We start from the raw sequence: 14,998 nt of genomic DNA on the forward strand, positions 1-14,998 counted from the left end.
GACCATCGGTTTCAGTCTGAGTAGCAATGAGATTGAAATAATGCTTATAGCAACCCTGCACCCTGAAGGTAGTATGGGTGGGATGTTCGGTATGAACTCCCAACGCATATTGAACAGTCTTGGTGTAGTCCAAGTTCGGATTTCCAATGACCGCACCTGACGCCACATTGGCGGTAGTCGAGCGGAAGAAATTCGTGAAGTCCGGTCGCTGGTAGAAGTGCCCGTAGTTGAAAAAGAGCTTGGAGGTCTTCGTAATCGGGTGAGAGATACCGAGTCGCGGACTAAAGATCGACTTTCCGGATTGTGCCGTGATGGCACCCGGTACACCGTTTGCTACTGCTTCTTCCGTTTCATCGCGCAAAGTTTTATCGGTTATCATGAAATCGTTGCGAAGCCCAGCGTTTACGATTAGTCCCTCAAACTCCATTTTATCGTTGAAGTAGAACGAACCTTCGATTGGCTTATAATGATAGAAGTCACGTTGGTCACCTCGATCCGGCCAAGGACTACCATCGGGCAAAGCAACTTCTCCAGTATACGCGATATCGGGACCGACAATCGATTGCATCTGAAAGTCGCGATACTTCGCGTCAAAGCCAGCTTTCAATTCATGATACTTATTGACTTGCGATTGCCAGCCAAATTTAAACGAATACTCAATCGAGCGGCGATCCTGCCAAACAGCATTTTCATCCCAAAGTCCGGGATTCAAAAAGAGGTCGCGTCCATTTTGCACACCGTTATTGTTGTAATCGCTAAATGCTTCCTGTCCGGCATCCCATTGGAAGTTCGGTGGGTTAAAACGCGGACTCACAACATCATGCAAAGTCTGATTCACCCAAGTAGATCTTCCTGCAACGAATTGATAGGGGTCTAACCGGCCATTGTTATCGCGCGGCCAATCAGCGCCATTCCGGTTCCAATCGTAATTATAGATCACCGGACGAGTAGGGTCTCGTCGCAACTCATTGGAGGTTGCGGGACGACAGAACAACTCGTATTCATCGGAGAAATTGTTAGGACCATCATATACGCCATTCGGCGTCGCAACTCCACCGACCACGATTCCGATTAGTGTATTGGTCGTTGGAAGGTCGACAAAGTACTCGCCAACATCCCAGAAACCATTATATTCACCCGTGACAGGGTCTGGAGAATCGATAAACGGCTCGCCAGTATCATAGAAGAAGTCGCCATCGATGAATGGTTCGGAGACATCTTGATTCGTCGAAACGAGATCGCGCTGGTTCATATTCCCATCGGTGTTTAGATCATCATAACCTTCACCGTCGTCGTGTCTTCCGTTGCCATTCAAGTCGATAAATGGTTCACCAACATCATATATGCCGTTTCCATTGGTGTCAGTATAGCTTTCCCAAGCATCGAATCTTCCATTATTATTCGCATCTTGATACCGTTCACCGTCCCAAAATCCATTTCGGTTCCAATCCTGTTCTGGAAGTTGTGGTTCAGCACCATCCCAACGACCATTTCCGTTTAGATCGGTGTAGGTATCCCACGAATCGTATATCCCAACGTTGTTTGCACCGGTAATCGGGTCGGTACGGTCAATCCAAGGTTCAGCGCCGTCATAAACGCCGTTCCGATTCAAGTCAACCCAATCTTCCCCTCGATCCCATGCGCCATTTCCGTTCGCATCGTAATAACCTTCACCACCGCCATCATAAACACCGTTATTATTTGCATCGACAAAACCATCGGGAAATCCATTTCCATCTAAGTCTTGTCCACTAAACGGATTGTCTTCGACATCGGTACGCAGGGTAAACTGTCCCGGGGTTTTATTCCGCGGCTGTACAACGGTATGACTGTTCTGATATGTGAAACTTATGTTGTAGTTGGTTTTAGCGGACAAGTTGTTCGTGAATTGCAATGTCGCTGAGTTGCGTTTACTTTCCGCCCACGGTCGGTTATCGACATTGTACTTGTAACGGTAACCGTAATCGCCGCTTACATTTCCCTCACCGTTTGGATACAAATCCCATTTCTGATAGTAACCGGTATAGGTTACTGAAATCTTCTTAGCCCCCATGCTCCCTTCTTTGCTTGGGAACTGGTACGCAAGCTTCATTGTTACATCGTAGGAGTTGTTTTGCCGTTCCGGCAGATTGAGACCAATTCCCATGTAGTCATTGGAGCTGCGAGTGATGTCATACGGCAGGTAAGTATTCGTATAGGAAGCATTCGTTTGGAACAGGAAAGTTAAAGGATTCGAAAACAGCTTCTTTGTTCCCGGAACCGGTCCGCTGGTAAAGAACATGAACTTGTCGGTATCGAAGGAAGCGTCGCCAAATGGTTGGTCAGTTACGTATTCCATCTTGGCGGTATAATTGTCTTGATCGCCTTCCCGGAAACTAACGTTGACAACACCCGATAGCGCTTGACCATACTCCGGGGAGAACCCGTCGGTCAACAAGTTAACTTCGCTAACGGCAACCGCATCCAAATTGATGTTGGTGTTAGTGGCTACGATGGGGTCTCGGATATCGACGCCATCAACCAAAAACGCGACTTCGCCTTTGCGTCCGCCGCGAACGTGAAGAGCGCCTTCCCGGTCGATTTTCACACCCGCTTTGGTGCCAAGGATTCCCGCTAAACTTGTCTGGGTGGATTGAGTTAAATCCTCCCGGCGAATGGTGGAACCACCTTCAGTTTTGCTGAGTTCAACCTTTGGCCGCTCGGCAGTCACTTCGATTTCTTTCATTTGGACACCCTCTTGATCCAAAGAAACATCCTGTTTGAAAGTGACTCCCGATGTTACAATCACACCGCGAACGGTGACATTCGCATAACCGACATAGGAGAACCGTAACGTATAGCTTCCCGGCGGTATGTTTAGGATTGTGTAATATCCATCGATATCGGTCTGAGCGCCGGTCTTTAACTCGACGACCATCACCGATGCGCCAATTGCCGCTTCCTTGGTGTCTTTGCACATGACGCGACCGGATATTTTACCAGTCGGAGCGCTCAAAGCAAGATTTGCCAAAAATGCCACCAGCAATATTGCGAATAGCTTAGCACTTCTCATCGCTACCCCATTCCGAAGTGAGTTACCGTGGGTATGCGTTACCGCATGAAAACGATTTCTAAGCAGAATTGACGAAACCACCCGAACTACTACAGTTTCGTCAGTACGATATGATTGGACTCGTTTGCCATTGTTATCCGTCGGGCATCCGGAACGAAACCTGGAATCGTGCTTGCGAGCGATTTTTCACCTCATTCGTTGGATGACCGGCGACCGGTTGAGGCTCAGCTAACGCTGTGGTCCGGTTAAATCGAGGGATTCGGATGTCAACGAAAACCGTGCCTGCAACTTTTATAACTTGAACTGCTTCTAACTGTCCAAGAAACGAGACGGGAGCATACACTCGTGAACTTGTTCGCGAAGAGTACTCCGAGCGCTCGTTTTCAGCACCTAATAGAATGCTAATTTATGGCTTGGAGTGAAGAAAGTCAAACGACTCGCAGTTTTCAACAACATTCTAACCAGAAATCGAAAAGGGGGACAAAAGTCCCCCTTTCCATACAATTTCAGGAATACACCTATTTCTTCACGGTTACAGTGCGACTGGTCACTGAAACATAACTGGTTGCAATGTTAATAATCACGTCAAGCGGTTCTTGTGCCGTACGTACTTCATAATTCTGGGCGTCTCCAATCATATCTGTGACATTCACGTTGTTTAGTGGCACGAGACCCCAAAGGATGTACCACTGTTGTTTGCTCTTTGTGAGTCCTTTTTCAGGACCTTTACCCATAGTGTATTCGTGTGCGGCGCAACCAATCAAAAAGGATGCGACTAAAACTGCTACCAGAATGTAAACGAGATGTTTCACTACTAATCTCCTAAGTCAATGTTGGATGGCGCCGATAAACGATTCGATCAACCGACCCGCATCGGCTTCCGGGCTGGTTGTTACAACAAAATCGATCTGAAGTGGGTTGTAGACTCCCTTTGGAGTCTCGACGAAAAAACGAAAGGCAATTTTGTCACCGACAACTCTCTTGGCTTGCCAAAATCGCACATCGTTCGTTGATCGAAAGGTGGTAATCTCCGCTTCGGGAAAAAATGTCCGATAGGCTTTTTCGTAAGAAGTAATGAAGTCAATAAAACCGTTTTGCTTGTTGCCATTTTTTGGATTGGAAAGCATCAATAAGCTGTTCCCGAACCCTTGCAACGAGTAAACCGTAAGTAGTTCCGACGTGGGGATTTTTCCTTCGTTCTTGCTGAAAAGAACATTTTTTATTTTCTAGCGGACGCTGTCCGGCAAGAGAATCGCTCCTCGAGGAACAACGATTGTGACTTTGTAGTTCGAGAGTGAAACGGTAGAGTCTAATAATTCTGGGGTAATCGAGAACTCTAAAAGTTGAAATTCTTTCATTGGTTGCGCTTGCGTGCAACCAATGAAGTTTGTAGTGAGGATTAGTAAACCGACTAAAAAGAGTTCAAATCTGTACATGGTTTCTTCAAAACTGAGCGACTAAATATAAACAGTGTGCTTTGAAGTTGCAAAAAAAACAGCTGTTAACTATAGTAACTCACTTCTAACAACTGCAACCATCACTACCGATAGGCGTTTTTGCTCCGCTCTAAAAGCTTACGCAAAACACCAATTTCACTATACAAACAGATATTATCATGAATCATCTTTTCCGAAACTCTTGCAATAATCTCATCAACTAAGGTTTGATTTCCTTTTATGAGTGATCGGAACCCTTCAGCAAGTTTGATAGCAAAGTAGATTCCTGCATCATCGTTGCTTTCCTCCGTTTTTAGTTTCGTGATGATGGCATCCGATTCCTTCCAATCACCAAGTGCCGCACAACATGCTGCAGCTACAGCGTATAGCAATGGATTTTGTTTTATAGTAACCCACTCGTTGTCCAATGCGATTGCCTGTGAGATACAGTCGTTCGCTTGCGCCCAATCGGAACGGGTAATGTAACAAACTGCTAAATCAAAAAGGGCAACACTTAATATCGCATCGTTGTGTGCCCCACGATAAATCTCTACCGCTTCGATTATCAGACGCTCAGCTTCCACAAATCGATTTGTTGAAATTAACAACACGCCAAGATTCAACATGGCATATCCGGCGGAGTGATGGTCGTCGCTCGCTCGGCATAGTTCAATTACTTCCCGATAAGCTGCTTCCGCTGCTTCCGGTCGGTTATCGTTCTGCAATGCTAACCCGTAATTCGATAAAGTAATCGTGACAAATCTCCGGTTACCGATTTCTCGAAAAATCGCTAATGCCTCACCGGTACATTGGGCACTCTCTGCCCAGCGATTTGCCTCTAACAGGGCAAGGCCTTTCGAGGAGAGGGCGAGCGCTTTCTTGTTCTGCAGATTCATTTCCTTAGCAATTTCGATTGCCTGGTCGGCGGTATCGATAGCTTCCTGCAACGCATCTTGAAAGGTTAGAATTTTGGAATAGTCGATTAAGCACTGCGCTTCTTGTTCGCGATGACCGTCAGCCCGGTGGTACTCCAACGCTTGTTCCAAGCAAAGCTTCGCTTCCGACAATTGTTTTAGCTCAATATGCAGCACCGCAAGATTTCCCAGCATCAATGCTTCAAACCTTCGATTCCCGCACTCGCGCGACATCGATAACGCTTCGACGGCATTGGCAAGCGCCAATTCGTACTGACCTTGTACCTGATAAATGTATCCGATACCGCTAATCGATGGGATTACAAGGTCTCTCCGGTTGGCTGCGGTGTGAAGCTCGATGGCTTTCTGATGTAATTGAAATGCGGTTTCAAAATTACTGTTGTCCAATTCAACCGCCGCTAACATTTGAAGGGCCGAACCTTCCCGAACGGTATCGCCGAACCTTTGACAATGTTGGATTGCCTGCTGCAAAATACCTCGTGCTTGCGCCAGTTCGCCGGAGCTGCGATACTTTTTCGCTGCCTCAGTTAGAGGCAAAAGGATTTCTTCCAAGGTCGTTGGAATCGGGGCGGAAGGTTCGGTATCGGTCATTGGATTCACGCTTCCTTTGAGATTACCCGTGAGGAAAACAGAAGGAAATGCTCTTACACGGTACTTGCAATGCTCTATTGAGAAAGTATCGCAAATTCTCATTTGAAACAACGCATTGCGGGGTGATTCAAAAAAATAACAGGGGCGTGATAATACGCCCCTGTTATCCGGCAATTTTTGATTGCACGTCCCTAAAGAATGATTATCCGAGGTTTTTGATAATCGAGTCGCCAAATGCCGCCGTACCAACCTTGGTTGCACCTTCCATCAAGCGGTGCAGATCATAAGTAACGATCTTTTGATCAATCGACCGTTCAAGACCGGTAATAATGCTCTTGGCAACTTCATCCCAACCGAGATGTTCAAACATCATCACACCAGCCAGAATGACAGCACCGGGGTTAATCATGTCCTTATCGGCATACTTCGGTGCAGTACCGTGAGTCGCTTCAAAGAGACCGTGGAAATCGCCGATATTAGCTCCTGGCGCTAATCCGAGTCCGCCGACTTGGGCGGCGGCAGCGTCGCTCAAATAGTCGCCGTTCAAGTTTGGTGTCGCAATTACGTCGTATTCGTCGGGACGAAGCAGAAGCTGTTGGAAAATCGAATCGGCAATGCGATCCTTGAGCATTACCATGCCGGCAGGAGTCTTGCCGTCATGCTTTTCCCACACTTCATCTTCGGAAATCACTTGTCCAGCAAATTCTTGACGGGCCAACTCATAACCCCAGTCACGGAATGCACCTTCGGTGAACTTCATGATGTTGCCTTTATGCATCAAGGTTACCGACGGGAGCTTATGGAGAATAGCATACTTTAACGCTTTACGAATAAGTTGCTTGGAACCGGTTTCGCTGATCGGCTTGATGCCAATGCCGGAATCCGGACGAATCTTCTTACCCATTTCGCGGGTGAGAAATTCCCAAACTTTCTGCTGTTCCGGGGTGCCTTTCTGCCATTCGATACCGGAGTACACGTCTTCGGTATTTTCCCGGAAGATCACGATGTTCATTAAATCGGGACGCTTCACCGGCGATGGCACGCCTTTGAACCAACGAACCGGACGTACACAGGCATACAGATTGAGCTTTTGCCGCAACGAAACGTTCAAGGAGCGAATTCCACCACCAACCGGAGTAGTCAACGGTCCTTTGATTGCCACGAAATATTGTTCGATTGCTTTCAATGTGTCATCCGGCAACCATACATCTTTGCCGTAGAAGTCAACCGATTCTTCGCCGCAATAGATTTTCATCCATGAGATTTTCTTTTTACCACCATACGCTTTTTCAACGGCGGCGTCGAATACGCGAACGGAAGCTTTCCAGATGTCCCTTCCGGTACCGTCACCAGCGATAAAGGGGATAATGGGATTATCGGGTATGACCAAACTGCCATCGACCACTTTGATCGATTGCCCGTCCTTCGGTGGGGTGATTTTATCGTAGGTTGCCATGTTGATTCCTCGTTTATTCTTATAAACTCACCCTGTATTTGGCGTTACAGGGAAGAGATGTGAGCACTAATAAGATACATTCAGGTGCGAAACAGCACCGCTTTTCTTACTTCTGAGATTTTACGAAACTGAGTGTTCCTCCCGCTTTCAGGATGTCGATTTGCCGTTGTTCCTTCAGCGGGTGTTTCACGTCGTAGGATTCATTCTTCGTAACATTCTTCACGGTCAACGAAGCATTCAATGCGAGATTGCTGACATCGATTGATAATTCGTCGCCTTGTTCAATTCGATCGTAATCCGCTTCATTAGCAAAGAATAACGGCAGGATGCCGAAGTTTATCAAGTTCGCTAAATGGATTCGAGCAAACGATTTCACCAAAACAGCGCGGATTCCCAAGTACATCGGCGCTAACGCGGCATGTTCGCGGGACGATCCTTGCCCGTAATTGTTCCCGCCTACGACAAAACCGCCGCCAACTTCTTTGGAACGTTTCGGGAATGTCGGATCAACGATTTCGAAAACGTATTCGGAAATCTTAGGAATGTTCGACCGCAACGGAAGGACTTTTGCTCCAGCCGGCATGATGTGATCGGTGGTGATATTATCACCAACTTTTAACAGCACCGCGCCTTTCAAAGTATCACCCATCGCATCTTTCACCGGTAGCGGTTGAATGTTCGGACCACGGCGTACCGTAACCGTTTTCGCATCTTCTTCGGAGTACGGTTTAATAATCATACTGTCATCGATGAAGAATTTTTCCGGCATCGCAAACTTCACTTCACCAAACTTCAGATCGCGAGGATCGGTAATCTCACCGGCAACTGCCGTAGCAACGGCGACTTCCGGACTGCAAAGATAAGCGAACGAGAATTTCGTACCAGTACGGCCTTCAAAGTTCCGGTTAAACGTCCGAACCGAAACACCACCGGATGGTGGCGCAAAGCCCATTCCAATACAGGCACCGCAAGCGCTTTCCATAATCCGGAAACCGGCTTGTACGATTGGCGCAATAGCGCCGTTAAGTACCAGTTGGTTTAACAGCTGCTTCGATCCCGGGAACAAGGCTGCGCTAACCCGGGGATTCACTTTCTGACCTTTCAGCATTTCCGATACGGTCATTAAATCACGGTAGGAGCTATTCGTACAGCTTCCAATGGCAACTTGGTCGGCAAGTTTCCCGGCAACTTCACGCACAGTTTTTACATTGTCCGGCATGTGGGGACAGGCAATCATACACTCGAGAGTCGATAAATCGATTTCGAGAACTTCATCGTAAGTCGCATCAGGATCGGGTAACAATTCCTGCCACATTTCCGCGCGATCTTGCCGCCGTAAAAAGTCAAGTGTGATGTCATCAGAGGGGAATATCGAACAGGTTGCACCTAATTCTGCACCCATATTTGTGATTGTCGAGCGTTCCGGTACACCTAACGAACGGATACCTTCTCCGACGTACTCGATAACCTTTCCGACACCACCCTTCACCGTTAAATTGCGCAATACTTCAAGAATAATGTCTTTCGCGCTGACAAACGGCCGTAATTTTCCGACAAGGTGTACTTTCACCACTTTTGGCATATTGAGCCTGAAAGGAACCCCTGCCATCGCTAATGCAACATCAAGACCGCCGGCACCCATTGCCATCGTGCCAATTCCACCATTGGTCGGTGTATGGCTGTCGGAACCGAGTAAAGTTCCACCCGGACGACCGAATCGCTCTAAGTGTACTTGATGACAAATGCCATTACCCGGCTTCGAGAAGTAGATACCATACTTGGCAGCGATATCCTGCAGGAACAAATGATCATCGGCATTTTCAAACCCGCTTTGCAGCATATTGTGATCGACATAACTAACCGAGACATCAGTCTTTACGCGGGGGATACCCAGTGCTTCAAACTGCAGGTATGCCATCGTGCCGGTAGCGTCTTGGGTAAGAGTCTGGTCGATTCGAATCGCGATTGGTGAGCCCGGTGTCGTCCAATCACCTTCGATAAGATGTTTCTTTACGATTTTTTGAGTGAGATTTAAACCCATGGGAATGCTCCTAAAGTCTTCCGTGGAGGGGGGTTGATTGATGGAATGGATAAGATAATCAAATGCCGGAAGCGTCGCAAAATTGTAGTAAAACCATTTTTCCCCCGTCCAAACATACGAAATTTCACAGAAAGTGCAAAAATCACGGCTAACTTAGCGTCGGTAATTGAAAAGGGCGGACATTGATAGCCCGCCCTTTCGTTCCAATCGTGTTGTTCGAAAGAACTACTTCATAAGAATCATCTTGCGGGTCGCAGTAAACGATCCAGCTTCGATGCGATAGAAGTAGATTCCCGCCGATAACTCATTCGCGTTAAAGTGCAACGAGTATCGCCCTGCTGGGACAGTTTCCCCAGCAAGAAGTCTCGCTACTTCCCGACCCAATGCATCGTAAACTGTGAAGTTTACTCTTTCAGTACGTGGTAACGCAAACGAGAAAGTTGTCGATGGATTGAATGGGTTTGGATAATTCTGATCCAGTGTCACTGTCGATGGTAACGCGACATTATGCTGTGGTTCGCCGATAGCATTTATCGTATCGACTACCATCGTAACAGGAATCGTAACGGAAGCAAGGTTCGCATTCGTATTTACACGTATTCCAACCCGGTATGAACCACGTGGCATCGACCGGCTTGATAGGTTCACTGTAATAGATGTGCTGTCACCTGGTGCAATCTCACCACTTTCCGGTGAGTACTGAATCCAAACGGTGTTGAAAGCTACTTCAAATAGAGCAACGCGATCAACGCCAGCATCGGTTGTTAGAATACAAGCCATTGTCCATAGCATTGGATTCCAGCGCGGCGTCATTGCAACTCCAGCGGCCTTTTCACCAACATTGCCGATTGTCGCTACTAACTGAGATGCCCCCGAAATTGGATCGAGTTTAACAACGCTCGCTCCGTTGTCACTCGCGTCGCGTTGTAGCGAGTACAAGAACATCCCGTCGACATCCGACGGATACCAAGCTAAACCGTAAATATTACCGGAATTTGCGAACTGCCTGACTTGTTGACCATCGCTCATCTGAATCACATAAATTGGACTCATACGGTCACAGTAATAAATCAAACCATTCGCGGTGTCGATAGCAATTGCCCGCGCCGGGTTAACACTGGTCGGATAGCTCCGGACGATGTGACCCAAGGTATCGATCTGATTAATGTTTCGATCGGAAGAACTGTATAAATAAACGCCGTCCCATGCGAGGTCACGCCATCCGTAAATCGATAGCGTATCCGGTTGATTAAAACTCGTTAACAAGACGCCGTCACGGTTAAACTTGTAGAGTTTATTTGGGTTTAACCAAGTGTTGCCACCGGTTACCCAGAAGTTTTGCCCATCATACTCAACCCCGTTCAAGTTCATATCGCCTGTCAATGACGAAGCATTAAAAGTGAAGACTTGATCCCAAGGATTGTCGGTTTCGTCGATGGCATTACCGCTATTCACTGGACCTCGTGGCGATTCGCTTTCCGGGGCGCGATCTGCCGACAATCCACCGTAAAGCAGTTCGGAATTCCACGTTAACAAACCATTTCCGGTGTTGCGCAATGTGATTTGATATGTGGTGTCCTGACCGTTCGGGTCAAGGGTCGTCCGAATCGAATCCGGCGAATAGGAAAATCCGGGAGAAGTCAACACGAAATTCAACGTCGTAGTGTCGTCTTCCGTAATTGTGGCTTGCATTACTTCCGGGTTGAATCCTTCGGCAGTTGCGCGGACATTGTACTCGCCAATCAACACCTCATTAATAGTGTAATTGCCTTGGGCATTAGTCGTTCCACTGTAACCACCATTCAAAACAAACACGGTGGCATTTTCTACTGGCTGGTTGTTATCGGCGCGACGAACGTTACCCGTTAAAGTTCCTGTAATGAAGTTTTGAGCAGTGGTGAAGAGAATTGCCCGGTTGATGTTCGTCCCATTCGTGAACGAAGCGCTGCCCGGAGTATATGCGTTGAAGTATGTGTACTCAACGGCATTGCGGTAATCGTTGTCAGCGATACCAATCGTACAATAATCAATTTCCTGAGAATCATAAGCGACGTTATTAAACGTCTTGTACTGGAATTTGATCATCGCATCGTTGGTAAACGTCGGCCAGAATTCTTCATCGTAAATAATCGCCTGAAACTCATTTGCTTGACCGCTCGACGAATTTAGCTGGACATTCCAAGTGACGACAAACAAGTGATTGACATTGTCATACCAGTAATACACACCACCTGGAGCGGCAAATGTCTTCAAATCGTCCCAAAATGGAGCGACCATATTACGGGGACCTTCATTGGCTGGTAAGTGCCAATTCCGGAAATTATCGTAAATGATGCGATTCGGTTGTACCGTTGGATTATTCCGGTCTCGTTCGACACCAAATGCTAACCAACCATTCGAACAAACGGTCATACTATCGGTAAAAGTATTCCCGAAATACTGCACACGGAAAGGCAGGGGCAACGCGACACTCGCATCCTGGGTTTCGCCGCCGTCATTGATATTCAACCGGGTACCAAGCCCATGATTGATATCGATCCAGCTATAGGTCGGACACATCTCATACGATACATCTCGATCATCATATGCAAGATAACCGTAGCCATCGGGTCCGGTAGGATCGATTGAAGTTCGAGTACCAATTGTGATATTGAAGTAGACCGTGTCGCGCAAGGCACCGTTACCAAACGCTAAACCCATTTGAGCGATCGTACCGGGAATCGTCAAAACATTTGCAGAAATCCGGTATCGCTCCGTCGTCGGGGTTGTGACATTAGTACCGATGGGTAACGATGTCAACAACGCTTCCGAGGTGTTGATTGCTATGTACGGCGAGCGCGAGAATAGCGAGGTGTTCACTTGATTGGCAGCGATTGCGCCGATATTCCGCGATGTGACACTCAAACGAACAGTCCCACCCGGAGTGAAAGTAGTTGTTTGACCCGCTTCGTTGTAATACGCTGAGGAGATATGAGAAACATCGATTGACGATAAAGTATACGCGAGCCCTAAGTTGCGATTCAAGTTGGTATCACTTGCAGTAACCTGTAACCGCAACAGAATCGATTCACCGTGTGATAATCCTGCTAACAATTGCATCCGGAACGAGCCGTTCGCATTGGCACTATCACCGGCCGCCAAGGTATTCCACGTCTGAGTCGGATTGGTTATCACAACCCGGGGGTCGTCTGAGAACAATGTTGCGGAGATTCCACTCACCGCAGTAGTGCTGCCACGATTGGCAAGCATCACACTCAAGTCAGCGGTTTCACCCGGTGTCAGTAGACCATTACCATCACCATTGGTTCCACCAGCATTGTCATCGTCGATTAGAGTGCGAACATAACCGATGTCAGCGGGAGCTTGATTGACTGCAATGGTATCCACTATTGGGTACCAGTCTTCACTATGCTCTCCGGTTATAGTAAGAGTCATTTGACCAGTAGTACGGTTTGTCAAAGGCACGACTACCCGACCGGTACTATCCGTCCAAACCCGTGTGTAGGTTTCTGTCTGTCCGCCAGCATTCTTTTTCCATGCGGTTACCAGAACATCAGCAACCGGTTGAGTACCGCGGCGAACAGTAAATTCGAGGCGATTTTGACCCAATGAAATCTGTTGGGGTATCGTTGCATTTAATTGACGGGGGACTCCTGACCACATGTAAATCGTCGGGTCACCCATTAAATTGTTCCACTGTGAAAAACTAGTAACCTGTGAATTCTGGAATCCATTGCAGTTTCGCCATAACTGGAATTTTCCCTGCCAGAGCATTGGTCCCGGTTGGTGCATACCAAGTACACCATAACCGTAATAGATCCCGGTAGCAATGATGTTGTTCCAAGTTACGTGGGTACCAGAGGTGGAAGTTGCAACAGCTGATACTGCTCCTGCCGGTGCAGACGGACTACCCAAACGGATTAACGCCTCATGAATTCCACCAGCACCTGCGTTCTCCCAGTTGCCGGAAGAACATGTAATGTTAAATGCAACAAAACACTTGTTGACATTTTGATTTACTCCGGCGACGTCGCCAGTACTCATTTCACCGACATACCCAACCCGGTGGGCCCAATGTGTAGCGCCGGGATTCAACCGGGTGCTAATCGTTGCAGAACTCACCGATGATGAATGCTCATCGTAGGATGTGTTCGTTACACCTCGCGATTGCATCATGCTCAAACAGTAGCGGACAGCCGATTTATTTGAGAAAAGATTGTGTGAAGTTCCTGCATAGCCCCAACCTCGGGTAAACCAAGTGGTATCGGTCATTAGCGGAGTGCGCTCATAGTTCAAGCATCGATTGATATTGGTTGCAAGGTGAGTCTGGTTATCAACCGAAAATCTACCGATAGCAATTTCACCCAATTCATCGGTTCCGACTAATCTCGAGTAACCATGGTCACTACACCCGTATCCGCTGATAAATGCTGGAAAAGAATACGCACCAGAGGTACCGTCGTCACCAACAAAGATTACAAACTCTAACGGAGTTGATGTATTTGCCGAATTGTTGTAAACACTGAGGATGGAATCACGGATTACACCGCTGGTCGGTGAAGCATTTGATGGCCACAACATACTTCTTACCGGTCGGCCGGAAGCAATCTTCCAATTGATGAAAGGTTGAATGATTGTTTGAACGGTTGCATCATTTCGGGAAATGATTAATATCTGACCGGGAGGTGAATTACCTGCATCCGTCTCTAAATCTTGCGCTCCAATAATCTGAGAGTAAAACGCTTCAAAACTGGGTACGGGACCTGCAACAACTTCCAATTCATTAGGACCGACACCACCAATCGGGATCGTTTCGATTTCAATCGACTCGTATACTCGAACCGTTCGAGTAACCGGATTCACTTGAACCGGCTGTAATCCTAACAACGCTGTTCGTGCGTCGCGCAACAATGCCGGTTCACTCAAAGTTGCAAGCTCGCCGGGGTACCAATCGTCATTTGAGTATGCTGCCTGGTCGATTGTAAAAGCGCGCTCCAAATAGTTTTCACCAGTACGGGAAACATCCAATTCTGGTATCAGTTGTTGGGGGAATACATCAATGTTTGTGTATTCGCGGAATGTCGAGGAGAGAATTTTCAATTCGACATTGCCTCGGTCGGGTAACCGGATGGCGCGTGAGACAACCGGAACCAGCGGTTTGCCCTCTTCCCATCGTCGGGTTTCGCCATCGATATTGATAAACGCCCATTCCCGTTTTTCGGCGTCGATGGTTTCTAACGAAACTTTAGGATTGGAAAAATGGAGACGAAGGTGCCCTTTCCCAAGCACTTCCGTTTGTACCTGAATTGAATTCTCTGCCGGAATACCAAGGATGATATCGTCGTCAACCGTCCACGGGCGGGCAAGAGCCGATCCCATCAGGATGAATAAACATGCAAGCAGTACTATGCTTCCTTTTTTCATCTCACTCTCCTATTCGTCGAACAAACCTCAACAACAAGCTCATACTTCCCGCATTAATCATAC

The 14,998-nt window shown here is 47.4% G+C and carries 8 protein-coding genes; all 8 read right to left on the reverse strand.

The window, feature by feature from the left end; genetic code table 11:
* A partial coding sequence (locus tag OEM52_04800) for a TonB-dependent receptor (GenBank protein MDK9699456.1) occupies positions 1–3,052 on the reverse strand: 3,052 nt, incomplete at its 3' end.
* Positions 3,053–3,570: 518 nt separating this feature from the next.
* Positions 3,571–3,864, reverse strand: a complete 294-nt coding sequence (locus OEM52_04805) for a Bor family protein (protein ID MDK9699457.1) — start codon at positions 3,862–3,864, stop codon at positions 3,571–3,573.
* Between the two features lie 15 nt (positions 3,865–3,879).
* On the reverse strand, positions 3,880–4,179 hold the full coding sequence (locus OEM52_04810) for a hypothetical protein (protein MDK9699458.1): 300 nt from the start codon (positions 4,177–4,179) through the stop codon (positions 3,880–3,882).
* A gap of 99 nt (positions 4,180–4,278) precedes the next feature.
* On the reverse strand, positions 4,279–4,488 hold the full coding sequence (locus OEM52_04815; protein ID MDK9699459.1) for a hypothetical protein: 210 nt from the start codon (positions 4,486–4,488) through the stop codon (positions 4,279–4,281).
* Between the two features lie 104 nt (positions 4,489–4,592).
* The gene (locus OEM52_04820) at positions 4,593–6,014 is read right to left on the reverse strand and encodes a tetratricopeptide repeat protein (protein MDK9699460.1); all 1,422 of its coding nucleotides are present in this window, start codon (positions 6,012–6,014) and stop codon (positions 4,593–4,595) included.
* A gap of 202 nt (positions 6,015–6,216) precedes the next feature.
* Positions 6,217–7,470 (reverse strand): isocitrate dehydrogenase (NADP(+)), encoded by a 1,254-nt coding sequence (gene icd, locus OEM52_04825; GenBank protein MDK9699461.1) that lies wholly within the window; start codon positions 7,468–7,470, stop codon positions 6,217–6,219.
* Between the two features lie 106 nt (positions 7,471–7,576).
* Complete coding sequence (locus OEM52_04830) at positions 7,577–9,511, reverse strand: aconitate hydratase (GenBank protein MDK9699462.1); 1,935 nt, start codon at positions 9,509–9,511, stop codon at positions 7,577–7,579.
* Positions 9,512–9,736: 225 nt separating this feature from the next.
* Positions 9,737–14,935, reverse strand: a complete 5,199-nt coding sequence (locus OEM52_04835) for a C25 family cysteine peptidase (protein ID MDK9699463.1) — start codon at positions 14,933–14,935, stop codon at positions 9,737–9,739.
* Between the last annotated feature and the right edge of the window lie 63 nt (positions 14,936–14,998).

This window comes from bacterium (assembly GCA_030247525.1).
GTDB lineage: Bacteria > Electryoneota > JAOADG01 > JAOADG01 > JAOADG01 > JAOTSC01.

What these genes read in the sequence shown, in the direction of transcription:
- OEM52_04810 (MDK9699458.1), bottom strand. Translation starts at nt 4,179, where the DNA reads ATGCTTTCCAATCCAAAAAATGGCAACAAGCAAAACGGTTTTATTGAC.
- OEM52_04815 (MDK9699459.1), bottom strand. Translation starts at nt 4,488, where the DNA reads ATGTACAGATTTGAACTCTTTTTAGTCGGTTTACTAATCCTCACTACA.
- OEM52_04820 (MDK9699460.1), bottom strand. Translation starts at nt 6,014, where the DNA reads ATGACCGATACCGAACCTTCCGCCCCGATTCCAACGACCTTGGAAGAA.
- icd (MDK9699461.1), bottom strand. Translation starts at nt 7,470, where the DNA reads ATGGCAACCTACGATAAAATCACCCCACCGAAGGACGGGCAATCGATC.
- OEM52_04830 (MDK9699462.1), bottom strand. Translation starts at nt 9,511, where the DNA reads ATGGGTTTAAATCTCACTCAAAAAATCGTAAAGAAACATCTTATCGAA.
- OEM52_04835 (MDK9699463.1), bottom strand. Translation starts at nt 14,935, where the DNA reads ATGAAAAAAGGAAGCATAGTACTGCTTGCATGTTTATTCATCCTGATG.